At 70.5% G+C, this 25,731-nt stretch carries 13 protein-coding genes; 3 read left to right on the forward strand and 10 right to left on the reverse strand.

Features of this window, described 5'->3' with window-relative positions:
- Positions 1 to 133: 133 nt before the first annotated feature.
- The 9 genes from ADX84_RS02535 to ADX84_RS02575 form a co-directional block, all read right to left on the reverse strand.
- The gene (locus ADX84_RS02535) at positions 134 to 1,960 is read right to left on the reverse strand and encodes a non-ribosomal peptide synthetase (protein ID WP_049566760.1); all 1,827 of its coding nucleotides are present in this window, start codon (positions 1,958 to 1,960) and stop codon (positions 134 to 136) included.
- Positions 1,957 to 2,988 carry a TauD/TfdA family dioxygenase gene (locus ADX84_RS02540; RefSeq protein ID WP_049566763.1) on the reverse strand — a complete coding sequence of 344 codons (1,032 nt, stop codon included), beginning with the start codon at positions 2,986 to 2,988 and terminating at the stop codon, positions 1,957 to 1,959. Before ADX84_RS02540 ends, ADX84_RS02535 begins: the two co-directional genes overlap by 4 nt.
- Before the next feature lie 70 nt (positions 2,989 to 3,058).
- Entirely contained in the window at positions 3,059 to 3,853 is a 795-nt protein-coding gene (locus ADX84_RS02545; RefSeq protein ID WP_049566767.1) for a thioesterase II family protein, read from the reverse strand.
- 262 nt (positions 3,854 to 4,115) lie between these two features.
- Complete coding sequence (locus ADX84_RS02550; protein ID WP_049566769.1) at positions 4,116 to 13,700, reverse strand: non-ribosomal peptide synthetase; 9,585 nt, start codon at positions 13,698 to 13,700, stop codon at positions 4,116 to 4,118.
- Positions 13,701 to 13,798: 98 nt separating this feature from the next.
- Positions 13,799 to 15,067, reverse strand: coding sequence for a glutamate synthase-related protein (locus ADX84_RS02555; protein WP_049566772.1), 1,269 nt, complete (start codon positions 15,065 to 15,067; stop codon positions 13,799 to 13,801).
- The gene (locus ADX84_RS02560; RefSeq protein WP_049566774.1) at positions 15,064 to 16,059 is read right to left on the reverse strand and encodes an asparagine synthetase A; all 996 of its coding nucleotides are present in this window, start codon (positions 16,057 to 16,059) and stop codon (positions 15,064 to 15,066) included. Before ADX84_RS02560 ends, ADX84_RS02555 begins: the two co-directional genes overlap by 4 nt.
- Before the next feature lie 59 nt (positions 16,060 to 16,118).
- Positions 16,119 to 17,381 carry a methylaspartate mutase gene (locus ADX84_RS02565; protein ID WP_049566777.1) on the reverse strand — a complete coding sequence of 421 codons (1,263 nt, stop codon included), beginning with the start codon at positions 17,379 to 17,381 and terminating at the stop codon, positions 16,119 to 16,121.
- The gene (locus ADX84_RS02570; protein WP_049566782.1) at positions 17,378 to 17,818 is read right to left on the reverse strand and encodes a cobalamin B12-binding domain-containing protein; all 441 of its coding nucleotides are present in this window, start codon (positions 17,816 to 17,818) and stop codon (positions 17,378 to 17,380) included. The genes ADX84_RS02565 and ADX84_RS02570 overlap by 4 nt, the downstream gene beginning before the upstream one ends.
- Positions 17,819 to 17,940: 122 nt before the next feature.
- Positions 17,941 to 19,239 (reverse strand): helix-turn-helix domain-containing protein, encoded by a 1,299-nt coding sequence (locus tag ADX84_RS02575; RefSeq protein WP_049566784.1) that lies wholly within the window; start codon positions 19,237 to 19,239, stop codon positions 17,941 to 17,943.
- Positions 19,240 to 19,545: 306 nt separating this feature from the next.
- Between ADX84_RS02575 and ADX84_RS25905 the strand changes: the two genes are divergently transcribed.
- A complete protein-coding gene (locus tag ADX84_RS25905; RefSeq protein ID WP_156208010.1) occupies positions 19,546 to 19,704 on the forward strand; it encodes a hypothetical protein in 159 nt (52 codons plus the stop codon).
- 31 nt (positions 19,705 to 19,735) lie between these two features.
- Here ADX84_RS25905 and ADX84_RS02580 read toward each other — a convergent pair whose 3' ends face one another.
- The gene (locus tag ADX84_RS02580; RefSeq protein WP_199776451.1) at positions 19,736 to 22,696 is read right to left on the reverse strand and encodes an AfsR/SARP family transcriptional regulator; all 2,961 of its coding nucleotides are present in this window, start codon (positions 22,694 to 22,696) and stop codon (positions 19,736 to 19,738) included.
- A 347-nt stretch (positions 22,697 to 23,043) separates the two neighbouring features.
- On the opposite strand from ADX84_RS02580, the gene ADX84_RS25225 reads away from it, so the two are divergent.
- Together ADX84_RS25225 and ADX84_RS02590 are read left to right on the forward strand one after the other, a co-directional pair.
- On the forward strand, positions 23,044 to 23,505 hold the full coding sequence (locus tag ADX84_RS25225; protein ID WP_082206263.1) for a nuclear transport factor 2 family protein: 462 nt from the start codon (positions 23,044 to 23,046) through the stop codon (positions 23,503 to 23,505).
- Positions 23,506 to 23,679: 174 nt separating this feature from the next.
- Positions 23,680 to 25,728 (forward strand): flotillin family protein, encoded by a 2,049-nt coding sequence (locus tag ADX84_RS02590; RefSeq protein ID WP_049566789.1) that lies wholly within the window; start codon positions 23,680 to 23,682, stop codon positions 25,726 to 25,728.
- Positions 25,729 to 25,731: the final 3 nt, after the last annotated feature.

Here is a 25,731-nt window from a genome sequence, read left to right on the forward strand (position 1 = left end):
GCCGGAAACGTGGTGTGCGGCGGTTCTCACCCGGGTTCGGGCGGTCCGGCGGTGCTCCGGGAGGGACCGCGGACGCGGTGGTCCCCTCCCGGGCCGGTCGGAGCTGCGTGGCTCTCCGGTCGAGAGCATCCGCTCAGTTCGCTGACTCGATGACGGACGCGAGGTCGCGCAGCTTCGGGTTCTCGTACACGGCCTTGAGCGGGATCTTCACCCCCAGCTGCGCCTTGACCTGGGAGACGAGCTTGATGGCCAGGAGCGAATGGCCTCCGAGACGGAAGAAGTCGTCCTCCGCCCCGATCACGGGGACTCCCAGGACCGTGGCCCACACCCGCGCGATGAGCTGCTCCACGGAGCTGAGCCCCTCGTCACCGGAGTCCTCTCTGCCGACGGGCTCGGGGTCGGGCAGGGCCGCGCGGTCCAGCTTGCCGCTGGGGGTCCTCGGAAACTCGGCGAGCTCCACGTAGGCCGCGGGTTCCATGTAGCCGGGCAGGCTGGCGGCGGCGAGGTCGCGCAGCTCCCGGTCCAGGCCGCAACCGTGCGACCGGTAGTAGGCCACCAGCGCGGGCCCTCCGGTCAGGGACCGTAGGTCGACGACGACCTCGGCGACGGCGGGATGCGCGCCCAGGACCCCCTCGACCTCGCCGGGCTCGATGCGGAATCCGCGCAGTTTGACCTGGCGGTCGCCGCGGCCCAGGTACTCCAGGCGGCCGTCGTGGAGTCGGCGCGCCAGGTCACCGGTGCGGTACATGCGCGAGCCGTCGGCCGCGGCGATGTCCGGGACGAATCGCTGGGCGGTCAGGCCGGGCGCTCCTCGGTAACCGCGGGCCACCCGGTACCCGGCGAGGTAGATCTCGCCGGTGACCCCCTCGGGCACGGGCGACAGCCGCTCGTCGAGCAGGCGCAGTTCCAGCCCGGGTAGGACCCGGCCGATGTGCGGTTCACGGGAGGAGTCGATCCAGCCGGCCGTCGCGTCGACAGTGCACTCCGTGGGGCCGTAGACGTTGACGGCGCGGATCGAGCCCCGCTCCGCCATCGCGCTCAGCCGGTGCCACAGGGGCGGGCTGACGGGTTCTCCGCCGACGAGCAGCGTGAGGGGCCCCGGACGGTTTCCGCCCAGGTGCTCCTCCAGGTGGTCCAGGAGCAGGTCGGCGTGGGAGGGGGTGATGTCCAGGTCGGTCAGGCGCTGCTCGCTGATGAGCCTGGCCATGGCCGCCGGGTCGGACCGGACCTGGTCGTCGAGGGTGACGACGGTGTCACCCCTGCACAGACGGGTCCACTGCTGGACGGAGGCGTCGAAGGAGGCGGAGGCGTTCCAGCCCACGCGGCCCCCGGGGGGACCCGCGAGGTGCTCGCTCTCCAGGTCCGCGAGCAGGGCCGAGACCGATCCGCGGGAGACCTCCACGCCCTTGGGCCGCCCTGTGGATCCGGAGGTGTAGATGACGTAGGCGAGGTTGGCGGGGCTGACGGCCGCGGGCAGGAAGGGTTCCTGGGACGCCTCGACCGAAGTTCCGTCGGGCGCGATCCGGCAGAGGGCGACGGTCTCGGGGAACGTGGCGTCCGAGGCGCCGCAGTCCTCGTGGCCGCCCGTGGCGGCGCCGCAGGACACGACCACCAGATCGGCGGCCGCGTCCTCCAGCAGGTGTCTGCGGCGCTCGACGGGCAGGGCCGGGTCGACGGGCAGGTAGGCCGCGCCGGCCGTCAGGGTGCCGATCAGGCCGAGGACGAGATCGGCGCCTCGCGGCATGCAGAGGGCGACGACGCGCTCACGCCCGATCCCCCTGCCGACGAGTTCACGGGCGACGCGGACGGCTCCGGCCCTGAGCTGGTCGAAGGTGAGGACGCGGTCGCCGTCGACGACGGCGTCGCGGGTCCCTGGTACTTCGGCGAGGCGGTCCAGGAGGTCCCGGGCCCCGCTGTGGCGCCCGGCCACGGAGTCGAGGGACTCGATCGGGGTCGTCACCGGGCCGTCCCGTCCTGGCTCGCGCCGGTCGCCGGAGGTGCGGTCGGTGCGCAGTCGGCGAGGGGCACCGGGTCGCCCATGGCGACGAGGATCTTCCGGTCTCCCTCGAAGGCCTCACGGCCGTGGGCGTTGAGGATGTTGTCGACCATCAGCAGGTCGCCGACCTGGTAGGTCTCCCTGCGCGTGGCCCGGGAGTAGGCGTCGTTGAGCGCGTCGGCCTCCTCCCGGGTGAGCGGGGTGCCGTCACCGACGAAGGTCTCGAAGGGCAGGCCCTCCTCGCCGTAGGTCTCCAGCAGCACGTCGCGGACGTCCTCGTCCAGGGACCAGCGGCTCCAGAAGGCGGCGTGGTTGAACCAGACCCGCTCCCCCGTACCCGGGTGGGTGACGATCGCCGACCGGCGCTGGCGGGTGCGCAGGGTCTCCTCGTCGAGCCATTCGCAGCCGATCACGTTCTCCGCGCAGTAGGCCTCGACCTCAGCGGGGGACTCCGTGGCGAAACTGGTCTGCCAGGGCAGACCGGCCAGAGCCGAGTAGTTGCGGACCAGCAGCCAGCCGTGTTCCTCGAACCTGCGACGCAGGTCCTCGGGGACCAGCTCCAGCACCTCGCGCATGTCGCCGACGGTCGTCGCGCCTCCCTTGTCGGGGGCGACGACGCAGCAGAAGAGAAGCGTGCCCGGGAAGTCGAGGGTGTAGCTGTTCTCGTTGTGCAGGCGGATGGGCTGGATCGCGGGCAGGTCGGTGGACGAGAACACGCCGCCGCCGAAGTCGGTGCGCGGGGTGGCCTTCTCCTTGTAGGCGGCGGGCTGGGGCAGCAGGACGTCGCGGACCCGGCCGAAGGCGGCGGCGTCCTGGACGGGAAGACCCCTGACCAGAACGCTGCCCGCTGAGGTCAGCTCCGCGGTGATGGCGGGGCGTTCGCGCTCCAGGACCCTGACGGCCTCGTCCATGTCCCGCACACCGGGGAGTTCGATGATCGAGGGTTTGCCCGCCTCACGGCGGACCACGGCCTTCTCTGTTGTCAGCGACATTCTTCCTCCGTTTTCCTCGCGGGCTCGCACCCGCTCTTCTCGCTTTTCGCTCCGCGCCCGGAGCCTTTTCTCAGGAAGCGTGTACGGCGGTCATCGAGGCGGTGACCGAACCGATGATCTCCATGAACCGGGCCAGGTTCTCCTCGCTCTCGTCGAAGTAGAAGTGGCCTCCGGGAAGGGTCTCGACGCAGGTCTCGCCCTGGGTGACGTCGCGCCATTCCACGAGGTCGCCGACGGGGACGATGGGGTCGGACTCACCGCCGACGATCGTCAGCGGGAGGTGGAGACTGCGTACCGCGTCATCGCGCCGGTAGGCGTCGTCGATCGAGAAGTCCGCGCGGATCGACGGCAGGATGATCTCCCGCAGCTCGGGCTCGTCGAGGATCTCGTGATCGGTGCCCCCGCGAGCCTTGATCGCCTCCACCAGTTCCTCGTCCGAGAGCGTCTCGGGCAGGACCGGGCTGGGGTTGGGCAGGAACGGGGCACGGCAGGCGGACCCGATCAGGGCCACCGGCGGCCGTCCCGCCGCGCTGAGGCCCCGGGCGACCTCATAGGCCACCAGGGTCCCCATGCTGTGACCGAGTACCACCAGGTCGCGGCGGTCCCCGGCGAGCAGGGACACGATGGGGGCGACCAGGTCGTCGACGCTCTCGGGCAGGTCGTCGGTGAAGCGCGAGCCACGGCCGGGGTACTGGGCGACCAGGAGGCCCACGTCCCGGGGAAGGTGCTCCTCCCATTGGGCGTAGTAGTGGGCGTTGCCTCCGGCGTGGGGCAGGATCAGCAGGGAGAGGCCACCGGGGGCGGAAGGGCTCCGCAGTTCCCACAGCACCTCGCTCGCGGCCGCGTTGTTTCCGAATTCCGTCATTCCGTTCCGCTCCAGATCGCTGTTCAGAGCCGGTTCGTGTTTCCGGGAATCCCGGGCCCGAATCGGTTTCCTTGTTCTGCTACACCGGTCGAATAACGGAAACGTACGCCGGAATTCCGGGCGCACGGGGCAGGAAGTGACGGCAAGGAAGCGGCAGTTGGGGCCGGTCCGCTGCCTGCCGGTGGACCACGGGGGTCATCCGCTGGGGAACGACGAAGCGGCCGGAGCCCCGGTCAGGGGCCCGGCCGCTTCGCGGGACGGATCAGCCGTCGAGTTCCACCCCGGCGCGGGTACGGCGCCTCAGCGTCGGGCGTGCCCGGGGCGTCGGCACCCGATCAAGGCGCCGCGCCAACTGGGCCACCGTGGGGGCGCGGAAGACGTCCTCCAGAGTGGCCTTGGCGTCCATGGCCGAGCGCAGACGTGTCAGGAGTCGGGTGGCGAGCAGGGAGTGGCCGCCCAGGTCGAAGAACGAGTCGTCGATCCCCACCCGTTCCAGGCCCAGGACCTCGGCGAACAACCCGCACAGGATCTCCTCCCGAGGATTACGGGGTTGCCCGCCCGAGACCGAGGCCGTGTAGTCCGGTGCGGGCAGGGCCCTCTTGTCCAGCTTGCCGTTGGCCGTCAGCGGCAGCTCGTCCAGCACCACCACCGCCGACGGCACCATGTGCTCGGGGAGGACGTCGGCGACCGCACCGCGCACGACGGCGCCGTCCAGCTCGGCTCCCGCGACCGGGACCGTGTAGGCGACCAGGGACGCCGGTCCGCCGTGGTCGCTCCGGGCCACGACCACGGCCTGAGCCACCCCAGGAACTCCGGCCAGGACGGCCTCGACCTCACCGGGCTCGACCCGGAATCCGCGGACCTTGACCTGGTCGTCCACCCGGCCCACATAGTCCAGATCCCCCGAGGACGACCACCGCACCAGGTCACCCGTGCGGTACATCCGATCCCCCGGAGCACCGAAGGGATCAGGCACGAACCGCTCGGCGGTCAGGTCCGAACGCCCGAGATAACCCTGGGCCAGAGTGCGCCCGGCGATGTACAACTCACCCGGCACACCCACCGGCACGGGCCGCAGACGAGCGTCCAACACGTAGACCCGCGACCCTCCGATCGGAGCGCCGACCGGTACCGAGCGTTGTCCGGGTTCGACCGAGGACACCTCGAAACTGGTCGAGAACCCCATGTTCTCCGCCGGGCCATAACCGTTCACCACACGAACCCCGGGATGCTCCGACAGCGCCCTGGCCACATGAGCCACCGACGCGGCCTCACCCGCCGTCATCGCCACCCGCACCACGTCGAACACCTCGGGACGCTCGTCCAACATCACGTTGAACAATCCCGCGGACATCTGCAGACTCGTCACCCGGTGCTCCACCACCAGATCAGCGATCGCGTCGAACCGAGGACGCTGCCCCGGCTGCAACACACACCGGCCACCAAACAACAACGCGCCGTAGAGCTCCAGCGCGAACGCGTCCCACGACACCGGCGAACACTGCAACCAGACCTGATCAGGACCGAAGTCCACATACTCCTGACCCAGCAACGTCCCCACCACACCCCGATGAGACGTCACCACACCCTTGGGCACACCCGAGGAACCCGACGTGAACATCACACACGCCACATCACCAGGCCCCACCTCCACACCAAGATCACCGCTCAGACCAGCAGCGATCTCCGGTGCCTCCACTGACAACACGACCACGCCCGTCGCGGAGAGACCGTCGCGGTTCTCGGCGTTGGAAACAACGGTGGTGATTCCGGCCGAGGCGATCACCGACTCCAAACGCGCGGCCGGGAAAGCCGGATCCAGCAACGTGTAACCCGCACCGGCCTTCAACACGGCCAACAACGCCACCACCATCTCCGGCCCCCGAGGCAGATACACCCCCACCAACTGACCCGGGCGCCCCTCACCCACCAGATACCGCGCCAACCGGTTCGCACGAGCGTTCAACTCCCCATAGGAGACCCGCTCATCCCCGAACACCAACGCCACAGCATCCGGAACCGAAGCCGCACACTCCTCGAACACCCGATGCAGGACCACATCGGACCCCACACCCGTCCCAGCACGATTGAAGTCCACCAGGACACGCTGGCGCTCCTGCGCCGACAGGAGTTCGATGTCCCCCGGCCGCGTCTGCGGGTCGGCCGCCACGGCGGCCAGCACCCGCTCCAACCTGGCCACCAGCTCCACCGCCGTGCCACGGTCGAACAGGTCGACCGCGTACTCAAGGACACCGGAGACGCCCTGTGGGTCGGCGGAGAAGGAGAACGTGAGGTCGAACTTGGCGACCTTCCAGGCGAAGGGCTCCCGCTCCGCTTCGAGTCCCGGCAGTTCGGGTCCGGCGTCCGCGTGGTTCTGGAGTACGAGCATGACCTGGAAGAGCGGATGGTGCGCCATGCTGCGGGTCGGCGCCACCGCTTCCACCACGCGGTCGAAGGGCACGTCACGGTGATCGAAGGCAGCCAGATCACCCTCACGCACCCGAGCCAGCAACTCCACGAACGTCGGATCCCCCGACACATCCGTACGCAACACCAACGTGTTCACGAAGAACCCCACCAAGGGATCCAACGCCTCATCATCACGCCCAGCCACAGGCGTACCGATCGGAACATCAACACCACCACCCGACCGCGCCAACACCACCGCCAACGCAGCCTGAAGAACCATGAACAGCGTGCAGCCCCGCGCTCGCGCCAACTCCGCCAGACGGCCGTGCAGATCGGCGTCCAACGAGAAGGCCAGGTGCTCCCCCCTGTTGGAGGCCACGGCGGGGCGCGGACGATCCGTCGGTAGCTCCAGCACCTCCGGGGCACCGGCCAGGGACCGCTCCCAGAAGTCGAGCTGGTCGGCGACCTGCCCCCCGGGCTCCGCCTCGTCCAACAGGGCGTTCTGCCAGAGCGCGTAGTCGGCGTACTGCACCCGGAGCGGGACCCAGTCGGGAGCCGAGCCCGCGCGGCGGGCGGAGTACGCCTCCGTGAGATCTCTGAGCAGTACGGCCTCGGACCAGCCGTCGGTGGCGATGTGGTGCAGCAGCACCACCAGGACCGCCTCCTCGTCGGAGACCCTGAGCAGGTCAGCGCGCACCGGCAGGGCCTCGGCCAGGTCGAACACCCTGCCGACGAGGGTGTCCACGGTCCCGCGCACCTGGTCGCGCGCGCAGGGCGTGACCGCGAAGCGCAGCAGGGCACGGGCCTCCGGCTTGCCCAGTACTCGCTGGTGGGGCTCGCCTCCGGGCGAGGGAAACACCGTGCGCAACGACTCGTGGCGGTCGACGAGATCGCCCAGCGCGGCGCCGAGCGCTCCAGCGTCGACCTCACCGCGCAGGCGCAGAACGAGCGGAACGTTGTACGACGTGCTCGCCGACTCCAGGCGGTTGAGGAACCACAGACGGCGCTGGGCGAAGGACAACGGCAGCAGGTCGGGACGGGACACGGGCAGAACGCGCGGGCGCGCGCCGCGTTCACCCGAGGCGTCGATCGCCGCAGCCGCACCCACGACCGTCGGGGCGGCGAACAGTTCCCGCAGACTCACCTCAGCGCCGAGCACGGAACGGATCCGGCTGACCAGCCGGGTGGCGAGCAGGGAGTGGCCGCCCAGGTCGAAGAAGGAGTCGTCGATCCCCACCCGTTCCAGGCCCAGGACCTCGGCGAACAACCCGCACAGGATCTCCTCCCGAGGATTACGGGGTTGCCCGCCCGAGACCGAGGCCGTGTAGTCCGGTGCGGGCAGGGCCCTCTTGTCCAGCTTGCCGTTGGCCGTCAGCGGCAGCTCGTCCAGCACCACCACCGCCGACGGCACCATGTGCTCGGGCAGCGAGGCGGCCAGAGCCGCGCGCAGAGCGGCCGGGTCAGCCTCCGCTCCCGCCTCGGCCACCACGTAGGCCACCAACCGCCGATCACCAGGACGGTCCTCACGCACCACCACGGCACCCTGAACGACACCGGACAACCCCGCCAGCACGGCCTCGACCTCACCGGGCTCGACCCGGAAACCGCGGACCTTGACCTGGTCGTCCACCCGGCCCACATAGTCCAGATCTCCCGAGGACGACCACCGCACCAGGTCACCCGTGCGATACATCCGATCCCCCGGAGCACCGTACGGATCGGGCACGAACCGCTCCGCGGTCAGGTCCGAACGCCCGAGATACCCCTGGGCGAGCGTTCTCCCAGCGAGGTAGAGCTCACCCGGCACACCAACGGGGACCGGGTTGAACCACTCGTCGAGGACGCGGGCCAGTGTGCCGCGCAGCGGCACCCCGACGGGTACCGAGCGTTGTCCGGGTTCGACCGAGGACACCTCGAAACTGGTCGAGAACCCCATGTTCTCCGCCGGACCATAACCGTTCACCACACGAACCCCGGGATGCTCCGACAGCGCCCGCGACACATGCGCCACCGACGCCGCCTCACCCGCCGTCATCGCCACCCGCACCACGTCGAACACCTCAGGACGCTCGTCCAACATCACGTTGAACAACCCCGCCGACATCTGCAGACTCGTCACCCGGTGCTCCACCACCAGATCAACGATCGCGTCGAACCGCGGACGCTGACCCGGCTGCAACACACACCGACCACCGAACAACAACGCGCCGTAAAGCTCCAACGCGAACGCGTCCCACGACACCGGCGAACACTGCAACCAGACCTGATCAGGACCGAAGTCCACATACTCCTGACCCAGCAAGGTCCCCACCACACCCCGATGAGACGTCACCACACCCTTGGGCACACCCGAGGAACCCGACGTGAACATCACACACGCCACGTCTCCCGGCCCCACCTCCACACCAAGATCACCGCTCTCACACACGGCGACACCGGGCGCGTCCACCGACAGCACCCCGACACCTGACAGGGCGGCGAGGTCCAGTCCACCGGAGCCCGTGCTCGCCGTTTCGCCCTCGGCTCCGAAGGCCGCAGCGCGGTGACCGGGGTTCGGCCCCGTGCCACCCTCGCCCGTGCCCGTGCCCGAGAGCACGGTGGTGATTCCCGCCGAGGCGATCACCGATTCCAACCGCGCGGCCGGGAAAGCCGGATCCAACAACGTGTAACCCGCACCCGCCTTCAACACGGCCAACAACGCCACCACCATCTCCGGCCCCCGAGGCAGATACACCCCCACCAGCTCACCCCGGCGTAGACCCTCACCCACCAGATACCGCGCCAACCGGTTCGCACGAGCGTTCAACTCCCCATAGGAGACCCGCTCATCCCCGAACACCAACGCCACAGCATCCGGAACCGAAGCCGCACACTCCTCGAACACCCGGTGCAGGGTGCGATCCGCGACGAGGTCGGTGCCCGCGCCGCCGAAGTCCACCAGGACTCGCTGCCGCTCCTGCGCGGAGAGGACGTCGATCCGTCCCGCCCGTACCCGAGGCTCCGCCACCACGGCGGCCAGCACCCGCTCCAAGCGGGCCACCAGCTCCACCGCCGTGCCACGGTCGAACAGGTCGACCGCGTACTCCAGGGTCCCCCGGATCCCCCCGGGCCCGCCGTCAGCGTCGGAGCGCTCGCCGAGGTCGAGAGTCAGGTCGAACTTGGACGTGCCCATGGAACGAAGCTCCATCGCGACGTCCAGGCCCGGTAGTTCCGGGACCGCCCCGGCATTGTTCTGGAGCACGAGCATGACCTGGAAGAGCGGGTGGTGAGCCGATGACCGTGTGGGTGCCAGGGCCTCCACCACGCGGTCGAAGGGCACGTCACGGTGATCGAAGGCAGCCAGATCACCCTCACGCACCCGAGCCAGCAACTCCACGAACGTCGGATCCCCCGACACATCCGTACGCAACACCAACGTGTTCACGAAGAACCCCACCAGGGAATCCAACGCCTCATCATCACGCCCAGCCACAGGCGTACCGATCGGAACATCAACACCACCACCCGACCGCGCCAACACCACCGCCAACGCAGCCTGAAGAACCATGAAGAGGGTCACGTCGTGGTCCGCGGCCAGTTCGGCCAGCGCGGCGTGCAGGTCGGCGGGCAGATCAACGGCGATCGTCGCGCCCTCGTTGGAGGGAACCAGGGGACGGGGACGGTCCGCGGGCAGGTCCAGAACCTCCGGGGCACCGGCGAGGGACCGCTCCCAGAAGGCCGTCTGGCTCGCGAGCAGGCTCCCCGGATCCGACTCCGAGCCCAGGACGTCCTTCTGCCAGAGCGCGTAGTCGGCGTACTGCACGGCCAGGTCGGGCCGGTCGCTCCAGTCGGGGGTCTGCCCGAGCAGCCGCGCCCCGTAGGCGGCGCCCAGGTCCTCCATGAGCGGGGCCATGGACCATCCGTCGCTGGCGATGTGGTGGACGAGCACGACCAGGACGGTGTCCTGCTCTCCCGTACCCAGCAGCCATCCCCGGATGGGGATCTCCCGCTCCAGGTCGAAGGCGTGGCGCACCGCCCGGTCGATCCCGGCGCCGATCTCCTCCTCCCCGACGTCGACGACCTCCAGCACCGGCCGGTCGGGCAGGACCCGTTGGAAGGGTTCTCCGTCATCGGAGGGGAAGACCGTGCGCAGGGTCTCGTGGCGGTCCGCCACGTCCCCCAGCGCCGCCCGGAGCGCGTCCTCGTCCACTCGACCGCGTAGCCGCAGGACCACCGGGACGTTGTAGGTGGGACTCGGTCCCTCCATGCGGTGCAGGAACCACAGACGGCGCTGGGCGAAGGAGAGCGGTACGCGTTCGGGGCGCTCCACCGCCGTGAGCGGTGCGCGCACGGGCCCGCCGGAGACCGACCTGACCAGCGCGTCCACCGCCGCGACTGTGGGAGAGCGGAACACGTCCCCCAGGGCCAGCTCCGCTCCCAGCACCGCGCGCACCCTGCTGACCAACCGGGTGGCGAGCAGGGAGTGGCCGCCCAGGTCGAAGAAGGAGTCGTCGATCCCGACGGCCTCCACTCCGAGGAGTTCGCGGAAGACTCCGCAGAGGATCTCCTCCTGGGGAGTGCGCGGGGCCCGGCCGGTCGATGTGTACCGGGGTGCGGGCAGGGCCCTCCTGTCCAGCTTGCCGTTGGCCGTCAGCGGCAGCTCGTCCAGCACCACCACCGCCGACGGGACCATGTGGTCGGGCAGTGAGGTGGCCAGGTCCGCGCGCAGAGCGGCCGGGTCAGCCTCCGCTCCCGCCTCGGCCACCGCGTAGGCCACCAACCGCCGGTCGCCAGGACGGTCCTCACGCACCACCACGGCACCCTGGACGACACCGGACAACCCCGCCAGCACGGCCTCGACCTCACCGGGCTCGACCCGGAAACCGCGGACCTTGACCTGGTCGTCCACCCGGCCGAGGAACTCAACGGTCCCCTCCTCGGTCCACCGCACCAGGTCACCGGTGCGGTACAACCGGCCCCCCGGAGCACCGAAGGGATCGGGAACGAACCGCTCGGCGGTCAGGTCCGGACGACCCACGTACCCGAGCGCGAGACCGGCGCCCCCGACGTACAGCTCACCGGGCACACCCACGGGGACCGGGCGCGACCGGCCGTCCAGCACGTAGCAGCTGCGATGGGCGATGGGAGCGCCCACCGGGACCAGGGGGCCGTCGATCTCCGTGACCCTGTGCGAGTTGGTGAAGACCATGCTCTCGACCGGCCCGTAGCCGTGCTGCAGCCGCACGGTGGGAAGGGCCTCCAGGAAGCGGCGCATGTGCTCCGTGGACGGGGCCTCGCCGCCGGTGACGACCTGGCGCACACCTTCGAACACCTCCGGGTGTTCGTCGAGGACCAGGTTGAACAGACCGGCGGAGAGCCACATCGCGGTGACCCCGTGCTCGGCGACCAGTTGCGCCATCCGTCGCGGCTCGGGTGCCTGACCCGGTTGGAGCACGCACGTCGATCCGTGCAGCAGCGCACCCCAGAACTCCAGCACGAAAGCGTCCCAGGAGACCGGAGCGGTCTGCAGCCACACCTGTTCCGGACCGAAGTCCAGGTAGTCCTGCCCGAGGAGAGTGGAGACCACGGAACGGTGCGGGGCCACCACACCCTTGGGCACACCCGTCGATCCCGACGTGAACATCACGCACGCGGGTGCCCCCGGGGGCACCCGCACACCCAGGTCCTCCGCGCTGCCCCGGGCCACGGTCGCGGCATCGGCGTCGACCCGGACGAGGTGCTCGGCGCCCACCCCGCGTCCGGCCAGTCCCGCCCTGGTCACGACCGGTCCGACACCGGCGGCCGCGACCATCGTGGCCAGGCGGTCGTCGGGGAAGGCTGGGTCGAGGGGCACATACGCGGCTCCGGTCTTGAGCACCGCGAGCAGCGCGTCAGCGAACTCGGCGCCGCGCTCCAGCAGGACGCCCACCATCGTTCCGGGGCCGACACCGAGCCCGCGCAGGTGTCGAGCGAGGCGGTTGGCACGGGCGTTCAGGTCACCGTAGGAGACCACGGTGCCGTCGGACACCACCGCCGTGGCGTCCGGCGCCATCCCGGCGCGCTCCTCGAACACCTCGTGCACGGCCCGGTCCGCCACCTCGGCCGACGCAACGGAGTTGAACCCCGCGACCACCCGCCGGTGCTCGTCCTCGGAGAGCAGGTCCAGGTCACCGACGGCGGTCCCGGGTTCACGGCACAGCGCGTCGAGCAGGCGGACGAACGACTCCGTACGGCGCTCCAGGTCCTCCTGTGAGAAGACCGCCGGGTTGGCGTCGAAGTCGATCTGCAGGGCGCCGTCGCGACCGCGTTGGAGGACGTCGATCCGAAGTTCCTCGATGGGCCCCTGGAAGAGGTTGTGCGGAACGCAGGGGAGGCCGCCGAAGTCGACGTCGTAGTCGAAGGACATGATGTTGACGAGTGGGCCGAACTCGCGCCTGGTCTGCGGGGTCTGGCCGAGCAGCCGCCGGGTGGCGGCGACCGGGTGACGCTGGTGCGGCAGGCAGGATCGCAGAGCGGCCGCCACGTCGCGGGCCACGTCCGCCGCCGGCGCCTCCGGGTCAACGGCAAGGCGCAGCGGGATGACGTTGGAGTACATCCCGGGGGTGCGGCGGCTGAGTTCCGTGGTGCGCGCGGTGACCGGAAGGCTGAGGAGGATGTCCCGCTCCCCCGTCCACCGCTGGGTGTAGGCGGCCACGGCCGCCATGAGCATCTGTTTCCACCGGGTTCCGCAGCGCTCGGCCGCCCGCTGGATCCTGGCCACGCCCTCCTCGTCGATGATCCGAGTGCAGCGCAGGTACCGGGGTCCGGGTTCCGCCCGGTTCCGGGTGAGGGCGGTGTGGTGCGGTGCACCGTCCAGGTACCCGGCCCAGTAGCGGCGGTCCTCCTCGCGCTCCGGTCCGTCCTCGTACCGGGCCGACTCCTCGACCAGCGCGCCGAACGAGCCGAGGGGCGGGCCGGTGTCGGTGTCGCGGAGCAGCGCCGTGTACAACTCGGCCACGCGCCGGGCCAGCAGCATGAAGGTGTACCCGTCGACCATGAGGTGGTGCGCCCTCTGGAACCAGACGTGGCGGTCGCCGCCGAGGCGGAAGAGCACGTGGGCGTAGAGTGGGTGGCGGGTCACGTCCAGCGGCACCGCGAGTTCCTCGCGCATCATCGCCAGCGCCTCCGCGGCGGGGTCGTCGGCGTCGCCGAGGTCCACGATGCGCATGGGGTAGGTCAGCGTCGCGTCGGTCCACTGGCGGGGGCCGGATTCCGTGGCGACGAAGCGCGTGCGCAGGATCTCGCTCTCCGACACGACCCGACCCACCGCCCGCTCCAGGACGACGGGGTCGAGCGGCCCCGTGATCTCGTAGTACTCGCCGTTGTTGAGCATCGGGCTGTCGGGGTCGGCTTCCTGGGTGAACCAGATTCCGCTCTGCGCCTCGTTGAGCGGCCGGGTTTCGTCGAATGTGCAGAGCATCGAGTTTCCCTTCTCCCTTTCCTGGACGTATCGGACTTGCGGCTGCGGCCTTCGGGGTTCGGAAAGCACCGGCCCCGGCTGGCGGGGCCGGGGTGCCCTCACGGGACGGTGCTCGGTTCCGCCGCGACCGACGCGACCGCGGCGGCCGACGCGGGCAGCAGGACGTCCTCGCTGCCCAGCGCCTCCGGGGAGTACTTGCCGAGCGCGCTGATGAGCAGGCGTGCCTCCAGTGCCAGCGCGCTGACGAGGTTGACCAGACCGTTCTCGGGGTCCTCGTCGACGGCGACGAGCGCGGCGCGGCCCAACCCCACGGCCCGCGCGCCCAGAGCGAGGGCGACGACCGCCCTCCCGGCCTCCCACATCCGCCCGGAGGCGAGCAGGCACCCGTCCGGGGCGCCGATCCTGCGCAGGCACTCACCGAGTGGCAGGCCCACCCGGCTCAGGAAGACCGGCGGCGCCCAGCCGGATCCTCCCTCGGCCCCGTCGACCGTGACGGCGTGCGCTCCCGCCGACCAGGCCACGCGGGCCGCGTGCCCGACGTCCCGCCCGGGCGGGAGCTTCACCCAGACCCGGACCCGCGGGAAGTTGTTGCGCATGAACCTGATCTGCTGGGCGAGGATCTCCTCGGTGAACGTGCCGGGGCTGGAACTGCGCAGCCGCGGGCCGCCTCGGGGGTCCAGGCTGGCGGTGACGTCATAGCGGTCCGAGAGGCGGGCGGCGTCGGCTTCGCCGACCATGGTCATGCCGCCGAGGCCGGGCTTGGCGCCCTGGCCGAGCTTCAGTTCGAAGCCCAGGCGGCCCGAGTCCAGCAGCGGTGCGACGGCCGGGTCGGTGTGGACCCGGTTCCACACCTCGGCGTCGGCGTCCTCCGTGCTCTGTTGAACGACCACGCCCCCGACGCCCTCGGGCAGTTCCGAGGCGTAGGCCTCCAGCCTGCTCAGCAAGGAGGAGTCCGCACTGTAGCCGTGGGCGGGCGCCACGTTCTCGCCCACCACCAGGGGGATGCCCAGGCGTGCGGCCTGCCGCCCCGCGGCGAGGGCGAGTTCGGTCCCGACCTGGGTGGACCCGAAGGCCGACACGTACACCGGAAGCTCCGAGGCGAAACCGCCGATCCGGGTCCGCAGCTCGACGTCGCTGAAGAGCGGCTCCCGGGCCAGGTCGATGAGCTTCTCCATGCGGCGGGGCATGAACACCGGGGGCACGAGGCGGGCGGCGTCGAGAGGGTCCGCGGTGGCGGCGGAGGTGACGTCCGCCCCGATGACGGTCCTACCGTAGGAGTCGTCCGGCGGGAACACGGCGGCGCTGCCCCTGCGGGCGCGGTCGCGGATCGCCTGTTCCGGCAGGCCATCGGCGTGCAGTCGGTTCATGCCGACACCACCCCGGGAAGTTTCGGATAGGCGGTGACCTGCCACAGGGAGTCCATACCGGTCAGGTACCGCAGGACCCGCTGCAGGCCCATACCGAACCCGGCGCTGGCGGGGATGCCCTCGCGGGCCTCCTTCAGGTACCAGCCGTACTTGGCGGGGTTCTCGCCGCTCTCGCGGATACCGGTGACAATCGCCGCGTAGTCGGCCTGGCGTTCGCTGCCGCTGACCAGTTCGCCGTAGCCGCCGTGCGCCAGCAGGTCGAAGTTGCGCAGGACACCGGGGTGCTCGGGGTCCTCCCGGTCGTAGAAGCCGCGGGAGCCCTTGGGGTAGTCGGTGACGAAGAAGGGCCGGTCCGCCTTGTGGGACAGCATCGCCTCGCCCTCCCAGTCGATCTCGGCCCCCGCGTCCTGGTCGTGGCCCATCCCGCGCAGGGTGTCGACCGCGTCGGTGTGGGTGCGGATGCCGAAGCCGCCCGCGAGCAGTTCCTTGAAGAAGACCGGATCCCGCCCGAGGCCGGTCAGGAGTTCGGGGACCCGATCGAGCACGTGGGCGACGACGTGGGTGAGCAGTCGCTCGGCCACCCGCATCGCGTCGTCCCGGGTGGCGCCCGCGATCTCCACGTCGATCTGGTGGAACTCGAAGAGGTGGCGTCCGGTGGAGGCGGTCTCCAGGGGTTCGGCACGCACGTTCGGCGCGATGTAGAAAAGCTTGGGGAAGCCGCGCAGCGACGCCTGTTTGTAGAGGATCGCGCTGGTCATCAACTTGTAGCGGTGACCGTAGAAGTCCACGTCGAGCTGTTTGGCACCGCGGCCGCCGGGGTCGGTGACCGGGCCGGTCAGGGGTGGCAGGAGCTCGACGAAGCCCTGTCCGCGCAGGTGGTCGCGGGTCGCTGCGAGGACCTCCTGCTGGACCAGCATGATGTCGCGCGTGGTCGGGGAGGTGAGGTGCTCGCCCAGGGGCGGGATCGGCGCGGGGTTCGCGGGGTCGTTCATGGTTCCTCCGTTTCGGAGCGCCGGGGTCGGCGGTCGTGGGGGTGCGACACCGGGTCCGCTCACGTGACCCGGTCGTAGCGCTGTTCGACGTGGTGGAGCATCATGAGCAGGGCGTCGGCGGTCAGCCGGGTGGGGACCACCGAGTCCACGGGCACGGGGATCGGCATGTTCCCGGTGCTCAGCCAGCGCAGGTATCCGTCGTCGCCGATGTAGCTGCGGGCCTGTCCGCGGTTGTCCGGGTGCAGGCAGAACGGGAGGTCGAGCCGGCCCCGTTCGAACGCGCGGGGAAGCGCCCGTCCGACGTCCGGGTCGATGTCCAGGACCGCCTCGACGAGCGAGCGCGCCTCGGCGAGGACACCGCTGTCCCCCGCCTCGGCCACGCGCGGTCCCGCCGTCTCGGCGGCACGGGCGCTTGCCTCCAGCGCCCGGATGTTCTCCTCGATGGTGGGGATCCGGTGCGCCTCCGCCTCGGTCTTGACGATGACGCGTGCGGCCCCGGCGCGTACGGCGGTGCGCGCCGCCTGTTCCATCAGGAGCACCGCGCCGCGGGAGGTCCGGGGGTAGACCCCCATGTAGGCGTAGAAGACGATGTGCCACTGGGTGTCGGGGAGGTACTCGCTCGCCAGTCGGCGCAGGGCGAGCACGGCCTCCTCGTCCTGCGCGGGGTGGATCTGCTGGGCGTAGCTGAGCGAGAGGCTGCGGATGCCGTGCTGTCGGAAGAAGACCCCTTCGAGCAGGCTGATCGCGACGAGCAGGCTGGGCGGGCAGAGCTGGCCGAGCATGCATCCGCCGAAGCTCTCCACGTGGGGACGGCGCCCGTCGGCCCCGGACTCGGCGAAGAGTTCGGTGCTCTCGACCCAGCTGTCCACCGCCTCCCGTAGCGGGGTGCGGCTGTAGGGCAGGCAGTAGGAGACCGGTCCGCCCTCGGTGGCCTCCAACCCGAGTCGGGTGAGGGTGCGGAAGATGTCCTGCGGCCGGGAGGATCCGTGGCGGACCTGCACGGGGAAGGCCGTGTCCCGGACCCCGTCGAGAAGCTCCACGGTCTCGTGGTCGGGACGTGCGACGATCGGATAGCCGTTGAGCTTGACGCCGTCGGCCAGGGCCCTGCGGGCGGCCTCGTGGTTTCCCGTCCGCGTGTAGCTGTCCAGGGTCAGGGTTCCCACACTGACCGCGTCGGCCGCCTTGGTCGCGACCAGGCCCGCGCGCATCCGTCGCAGGTCGCCGAAGCCCATCCGGGGCTGGACGACGAGGTTCCCGTTCCGTTCCGCGGCGGCGACGAAGTCACCGAAGGAGGGACGGGCGGTGTCGAGGGGCGGGGTCATGACACCGCTCTCAGCCCGCGCGCCGTCACGAACTCCCGGAACCCGCCCAGCTCGTGCTCCGCGAAGACCGCGTCGAACCCCTCGTTGAGGAGGCGGCGGGTGAAACCGACGTCGCGGACACCGTCCACACCCAGCTTCCCGCCCACGACGAGGGGGATCCGTTCGAGGCCGGGAACAGCGCGCAGGTGCCGGATCAGCCCGAGTGCGTCGTTGAATCCGTGGCCGTTGACGCTGCTCACCACGACCAGGTCGGGGCGGTGTTCCAGGCACGCGTCGGCCAGCAGCTCCTCGGGAACGCAGGCCCCGACGTTCACGACCTCGTGCCCCATCTCCTCCAGCAGGAGCTGCATATAGATGAGATTCCAGGTGTGTGAGTCGGAAACGGTACTGGAAACGATGGACTTGGGCCGAAAACCCGTCACGCCACCACGGAACATCTATCCCACCTCGAATGGCGCTTGGCCGTTGGTTTCTTTCCTCGCGGAGAAGTTATGTCCCGTACGGACGGAGAACGGGAAGTGCTGTCGGCAGATTGGGCGGCATGTGCGCCGACCACGGCTCAGGCCGCGACCGGGGCCGCGACCCGAGGGGTGTGCGCCGCACGCAGGACGCGGACGAGGTTGAGCGTGTGCACACGGGCCTGGCCGGTGCCGCGCTCGCAGTGCACGAGCCCGCGAGTGATCAGGCCGTTCAGCACCCTGCCGCAGTCGGCGAGCGGGAGACCGCAGATACGTGCCAGGCCGTCCGCGCGTTCGCCGTCGGCGGTGGCGCACAGCAGGTCCAGCACGGTCTCCTCGTCCGGGGAGAGGGTGGCGAACGCCCTGTTCAGTCCCTCGACGACGCCGGGCACGGCGGGGCCGGTCAGCGAGCTGAGGAACGGGAGGGGGTCCTCCCGCAGGCAGGCGAGCAGGGTGGCCGGGTCGTAGAGGGTCAGCCATGTCGCCGCGCAGACCAGCGCGCCGGGGATCCGGTCGAGCAGCACGCAGATCTCGGCCAGCAGCGGGGCGTCCTCGGGGCCGGGGCTGGGTGAGAGACGGGTGTCGCCCAGGTGCCAGACGAGCACGTCCACGGCCGCGGCGGGCGCGAGGGCAGCCAACGGGAAGACCTGCTCACCGGGTACGCCGTAGGGCTGGTCGGCCACCGCGAGAACGCGCAGGGCGGGGCATTCGTGGAGGAGGCGGGCGAGCGCCGCGCCGTTGGGTGCCCCCGGACGGGGCGCGTCCAGGACCAGCAGGGCGGGGCGGTCTCCCACGGTGTGCACCAGGTCGGCCACCCCGTCGCGGTCGCTGTCCACGGGTCCGACCACGGAGAACAGGTCCGCGACGGCCCGGCCCACCAGGTCGGCCAGCTCACCGGCGGGCGCCGGGAAGTCGTGGTCGGACCCCGTGGCCCACAGGACCGGGAGCTCGCAGGAGCGGTGCAACCGCTGGGCGACCTCGATCGCCAGGCGGCTCTTGCCGACCCCCGGGGCCCCGGTCACGGTCACCAGGCGGCGGCCCGGAGCGGCCAGGGCCATGGCGAGGGCCTCCGCCTCCTCCTGCCGCCCCAGGACGGGGGTGCGGGGATCCGGGGCGGGTGCGACGACGGCGTCCGGTCCGCACAGGCTGACCGTGCGGGCGCCGCGCCGACCCGCGGCGGCCAGCAGGTCGGCGCGGTCGCGGTCACCGAGGCGCAGGGCCTCTCCCAACAGGCGGACGGTGTCCCTGCGCGGGTGCAGGGCCCTCCCGTGTTCGAGGTCGCGGATGGCCCGGACACTGATCGTGGAGAAGTCGGCCAGCTCCTGCTGCGTGAGCCCGGACCGCGAGCGGTACCGGCGGAGCAGATCTCCGAAGCGCTGGTTCTCAGTGGGGGATGCCATCCTCTGCGCCCTCTTTCCTCTGGGTCGGTTCCGAACAGGACCCATTCTGGAAAAAGCCGCTATCTCCGGCGCATCGTCCGGCAAAACCGCCGGTCCGGAGAGGGCGGACCGGGCCGGACCATCGATCCGACGGGACCGGTGGGACCGCTGTGGCCTGTGCGGGAACGATCAGGGGCGGGGTTGCGACGCGGGTATCCCGCCTGAGGGAAAGGGGGATAGCGGCGTGATAGCCAAACCAGCGATTCGGCGATGCCCCCTGTTTCTAGATTCGTGTTCATCGGAAGAACGAACACGAAAGGCACTCACTTGAAGCTCCTCAGAATCCTCGCCGCCGCGGCCATCGCCGCCACCGCCGCTCTCGGCCCGATCGTCCTCACCGGGGCCGCCGCCCACGCCGGCACGTCCCTGAGCCCCGGAGCGCCCATCTCCCAGGAGAGCCCGAACAACGACCCCTGGGAGCCGTAGACCGCAGGGGCGTCCACCGGGGCCGCCCGTGTCAGGAACCGGGTGCTCCCGCGATCCGCACCGCCTCGGCGTGCTTGGACTCCATCCCCCTCTCCGCGAACACCCCGGCCACCCTCTCCGCGAGTTCGACGGCCTGCCCGCTCTCGCCCAGGCCCTGGAGCAGCCGCGCCAGGTCCAACCCGACCTCGGCGGCACCCGCGCCGTCCCGGATCTGTTCGCGTACGGCCAGCGAACGGCCGAGGAACCGCCGGGCCTCCCCCGACCGCCCCAGCAGCCCGCAGACCCGCCCCAGGTCATGCAGGAGATAGCCCTCCCCGATCGGATCGCGCAGCTCGCGCACCAACTCGAAGGATTCGGTGAGGATGCCCAGCGCCTCCCTGTGGTCCCCCTTCAGTAACGAGTACTGACCGATCCTGCGCAGCACCTGCGCGCGACTGCGCGGGTCTCCCGTCGTCTCCGCGTGCTGACGGGCGCGCAGGAGCTCGACCATCCCCCGCTCCTCCTCGCCCATGGCCAGCCGGACGTGCCCGGTGAGCAGCAGGGTGCGGCCCATGCCCGCCACGTCGCCGATCGACTCGAAGACCTCGTAGGCCCGTTCCCCGAAGTCCAGCGCGCGCTCTCGGTCGCCGTCCACGTTGGCCAGGTGGGCGAGTTCGCGCAGGCACTTGGCGCGGCCGAGCGCGTCCTCGAGGCCGGTGAAGCCCTCCAGGGCGGCCGTCATCGCCGCCCGCGCCTCGTCGTTCTTCCTCTGGTCCAGGTAGAGGCAGCCGTTGGAGAAGGTGATCGCGGCAATCCCGCGCAGGTTGCCCGCCGCGCGTACCGCCTCCATCGCCCGCTGGTTGGTGAGGGCCCACTCGTCCGGGTGGCAGCGCCGGCCGAACAGCGTGAGCAGGGACACCGCGAGATCCCAGCAGAGTTCGTCGAGCCCCGCCCGGGCCGCGGTGTCCACGGCCGCGTACAGGTTGTCCTGCTCCCGCTCCAGCCACTCCATCGGGTCCGCGAGGGCGACCTCGGTGAGCGCGCGAGGCGGGTGCCAGCGCGTGCCCTCGCCGTGCAGGAGCAGGTAGTCGCCGCCGTGGATACGCCGGTTGGCCTCGTCCACCAGGCCGAGCCACCCTCCGACGAGTCGTCCGAGGGCGGCGTGCCGGTCGGGCCCGGGTTCCTGGTCGAGGAGGCGCTCCCGGGCGAACAGGCGGATGATGTCGTGGAAGCGGTACCTGGGGTCGCCGCCGGGGTCGATCCCGGTGACGTCCAGCATCTGGGCGTCCACAAGGGGTTCGAGCAGGTCCGACGGGTAGCGGCGACGGTCGTCGAGGAGCGCGCCGGCGATCCAGCCCGGCTGGTTCGGCCCGTCGGCGAGGGCGAACAGCCGGAGGGTGCGGCGGGTGACGTCGTCCATGCCGTCGTAGGTCAGGCTGAGGCTGGCGCGGACCCCGAGTTCGCCGTGGGTGAGCTCGTCCAGTCGGTGGCGTTCGTCGGAGAGCCGGTTGACCATGGAGGCCAGGGACCAGTGCGGGCGCGCCGCCAGGCGCGCGGCGACGATGCGCAGGGCCAGCGGCAGCCGTCCGACCGATCGCACCAGTGAGTCGGCCGCGGCGGGTTCGGCCTCCACCCGCCCGGAGCCGACGATCCGGCGGAGGAGGTCGAACGACTGGTCCCGGTCCAGCACGTCGAGTTCGACGAGGACCGCCCCGGGGACGCCGGTGAGCCTGGCCCGGCTGGTGACGATCACGCCGCATCCCGGGCTGCCCGGAAGCAGGTCCGCCACCTGGCGCTCCGATCCGGCGTCGTCGAGCACGACCAGGACCCGGCGCTCGGACAGCAGGCTCCGGTACATCTCGGCGCGCTCGTCGCGGCCCTCGGGAATGGACTGGCCCGGGATGCCCAGCGCGCGGAGGAAGCGGGCGAGTACCTCGGCGGTCTCGGTGGGGATCTCACGGCTGCCGCGCAGGTCGCAGTAGAGCTGCCCGTCCGGGAAGCGCTCGTCCTGGAGGCGGTGGGCGACGTGGACGGCCATGGCGCTCTTGCCGACCCCGGGCCGACCGATGATGACGGCGACACCGACCGCGTGGCCGCGCTCGGGGAGCGTGAGGGCGACCTCCACGGAGCTGACGGACTCGGCGCGGCCGACGAAGTCCGCTGTGTCAGCGGGCAGTTGCCGGGGGCGGGCCTCACCGACGCCGGAGTACGCTTCGGGCTCCTCGGGCAGGATCGGGAGCTCGGTCCCCTTGTCGTCGCCGTCAGGGGCGGCAGGTGTGACGGGGGGCGAGGGGGACCGAAGGTCGGTCCGCTCCGGGCCCAGGAGCAGGGTCGGGTCCCCCGAGAGGATGCTCGTCTCCAGGCCGCGCAGCTCCTCGCCCATCTCCAGACCGAGTTCCCCCATGAAGAGGTCCCGGCCCCTCCGGTACGCCTCCAGCGCCTCGGCCTGCCGACCGGAGCGGTAGAGGGCGAGCATCAGCTGCTTCCTGAGGCGTTCGCGCAGGGGGAAGTCCTGCACGAGCGCGTTGATCTCACCGATGAGCCCGCTGTGGCGGCCGAGCCCGAGCTCGAGCTCGATGTAGGTCTCGATGAGGTTGGTGCGGGCCTCGTCCAGGCGCGCGGCCTTGGTCCCGAGGCTGCGGCTGGAGATACCGCTGAGCGTGGGACCGCTCCAGAGCCCGGACGCCCTGCGCAGGAGGGCCACCGCCTCGGCGTCCCGGCCCTCCCTGCCGACGACCTCGGCCTCGGCCGCGAGCCGTTGGAAGCGACGCACGTCGATCGCGTCGGGTTCGGCCTGGAACCGGTAGCCAGGAGGCCTGGTCTCCAGAGTGGCCCCGGTCGAGGCGAGGCACTTCCTCAGCCGGGAGACACAGATCTGCACCTGCGTGCGCGCGGTCCCCGGCGGGTCCTCGTCCCAGATCGCGTCCACGAGGTAGTCGGTGGACACGACGTGCCCGGCCTCCAGCAACAGGGCGGCGAGAACGACCTGTTGCCGTCCCGGGGGGATGCGCACCTGGCCTTCGGCACCCTCGACCTGAAGTGGCCCGAGAATTCTAAAGGGGGGATCCCCTCTGTCCTCGACAAGTGTTTCATAGCCGATGACGGGCCCCTTTGACGGCAGGGTCGGGGTGGGCCGACCAAGGTTATTCTCGGATCCTTGTCGGCCAAGGTAGCCACTCGAAAAGCAACCCGTCAATATGGACCCGACAACAACAAGGAAACGGATGGTAGCCATGCGATAGCGAACGAATAGGTCCGATGGGCATCCTGGTACTCAGAGCCAGAACACAAGCCGCGCCTGCGCGAGCGGGACGTGACGATCCGTGACCAAAAACGGGTTCGGAGCAGGGGGCAGGGAGCGTGGCCACAGTCGAGAATGATCACGACCACCTATCACCAAACGCCACGATAACCTCACTCGGAGTAGAACACGTTCGCCTTTCGTATCACTATTTAGATAGCGGGGATATTGACGGATACGCATCGCTGCTCGCGGAAAAGGTGCAGATAAAGCGACCCGACCTTCCGCTCGCGCACGGGCGAGACGAAGCCGAAAGACTGTGCGGCGACCCGCTGCGCCCCCGCGGTTTCCACGACCTCTACCGGGTGTTCGGTCAGTCCGGGCACATCGCCGCGGTCGGCCGCTTCGTGGTCCTGCCCCACGAGCCCGACCGGGGCCCCGAGGACGTGGACTTCGTGGACATCTTCACCCTGGCCGACGACGGTCTGATCCTCGGCCAGCGCCGCTTTCTGTCCCCGCGCTACGCCGACCGGCGGCGCGGCGGGTGGACCCCGGCCTCACAGCCGGGCGGGAGCACGTGAGCGGACGCGACCACGGGTGCCCTGCTCGTTCCCGATCACACGGAACCGTTTGCCCCGTTCACGCGTCACAAAGCATGACGAACGCTTCTCTCCCCCGGTCGCCGCACCGCCAGCCCCGCGTCGCTCCCCCGGTGCCGGACCGACCAGGTTCACCTCGCAGAAAGAGACACCCACGTGTTGCTGAGTGCATCCTCCACCGGCGGCCAGGAGGCGGCTGACGCGGCCTTCCTGACCTTCGGAGTGGCCCTGGCCATCGGCCTCGTCGTCCTCATCGCCCTCCTGGTGATGGTCACGCGCCTCTTCCGGAAGGTCGAGCAGGGCAAGGCCCTGATCATCTCCAAGGTCAGGGACGTCCACGTCACCTTCACCGGCTCCATCGTCCTCCCGGTCCTGCACAAGGCCGAGATCATGGACATCTCCCTCAAGAGCCTGACCCTGGAGCGCGGCGGCCGTGACGGCCTGACCTGCAAGGACAACATCCGCGCGGACATCAAGGTGTTCTTCTACGTCCGTGTGAACGAGACCGCCGAGGACGTCAAGAAGGTCGCGAAGGCGATCGGCACCGCGCGCGCCAGCGACCAGGACACCCTCCAGGAGCTCTTCAACTCCAAGTTCTCCGAGGCGCTCAAGACCGTCGGCAAGCAGTTCGACTTCGAGGAGCTGTTCACGCACCGCGAGCAGTTCCGCCACGCGATCGTGTCCCTGATCGGCACCGACCTCAACGGCTACATCCTGGAGGACGTGGCCATCGACGAGCTGGAGCAGACTCCGCTCCACCACCACGACGCGAACAACATCCTCGACGCGCAGGGCATCTCGAAGATCACGGAGCGCACCGCCAAGGAGCACAAGCGCACCAACGAGTTCGAGAACGACCGCCGCAAGGAGATCGACCGCCAGAACACGGAGACCGCCGAGACCCTCGCCGAGCTGGAGAAGCGTCGCGAGGAGGCGGCCGCCAAGGCCAAGCGCGAGATCGAGATCATCCGCGCGCAGGAGGAGGCCGAGACCGCCCGCGTCCAGGCCGAGGAGCGGCTCAAGTCCGAGACCGCCAACCTGCGCACCAACGAGCAGCTCGGCGTCCAGTCCGAGAACCAGCAGCGTGAGATCGCGGTCGCCGAGAAGAACCGCGAGCGCGTCATCGCCATCGAGACCGAGCGGATCGAGAAGGACCGCCTCCTGGAGGTCATCGGCCGCGAGCGCGAGACCGAGCTGAGCCGCATCGCCAAGGACAAGGAGGTCGAGGCCGAGAAGCGCGAGGTCGCCGACGTCGTCCGCGAGCGGATCGCCGTCGACCGCACCGTCGCCGAGCAGGAAGAGGCGATCAAGAAGCTCCGCGCCGTGGAGGAGGCCGAGCGCCAGCGGCAGTCCATCATCATCCACGCCGAGGCCGAGGCGCAGGAGAACCTGGTCAAGGACATCAAGGCCGCCGAGGCTGCCGAGGCCGCCGCCAAGCACAAGGCCCAGGAGGAGCTCACGCTCGCCGAGGCCCGCCAGCAGGCCGCCGAGCTGGACACGCGCGCCAAGATCCGACTCGCCGAGGGCATCCAGGCCGAGGCTGCCGCCGCCGGTCTGGCCGAGGTCCAGGTCCGCCAGCAGGACGCCGAGGCCGTCGAGAAGCTCGGCCGCGCCGAGGCCGTCGTCGCCCGTGAGAAGGCCGACGTCGAGGCCGACGCGGTGGAGAAGAAGCTGCGCGCCGAGGCCGCCGGTCTGACTGACAAGGCCGCCGCCATGGCCGCCCTGGACCAGGTCAGCCGCGAGCACGAGGAGTACCGCCTGCGCCTGGACGCCGAGAAGGAGGTCCGCCTGGCCGGGATCGACGTGCAGCGTCAGGTCGCCGAGGCCCAGGCCACGGCGATGGCCGCCGGTCTGGAGAGCGCCGACATCAGCATCGTCGGCGGCGACGGCGCCTTCTTCGACCGCATGGTCAACTCCATCGGCATGGGCAAGGCCGTGGACGGGTTCGTCGGCAGCTCCGACACCGTCCAGGCGCTGGGCAGCGGTTGGCTCAGCGGCGAGGGCAACTTCGCCGACGACGTCAAGCGGGTCCTGGCCGAGGCCGACAGCGAGGACGTCAAGAATCTGACCGTCTCCGCCCTGCTGCTCAAGCTCATCGCGGCGGGCGGCCCCGAGACGGGCAAGCTGGACAACCTGCTGACGACTGCCCGTTCCCTGGGCCTCGACCAGCTTCCCGTGAACGCTCTCGCCCCCGTGAAGCAGTGAGGT

This window comes from Nocardiopsis sp. SBT366, assembly GCF_001083815.1.
Classification (GTDB): domain Bacteria; phylum Actinomycetota; class Actinomycetes; order Streptosporangiales; family Streptosporangiaceae; genus Nocardiopsis; species Nocardiopsis prasina.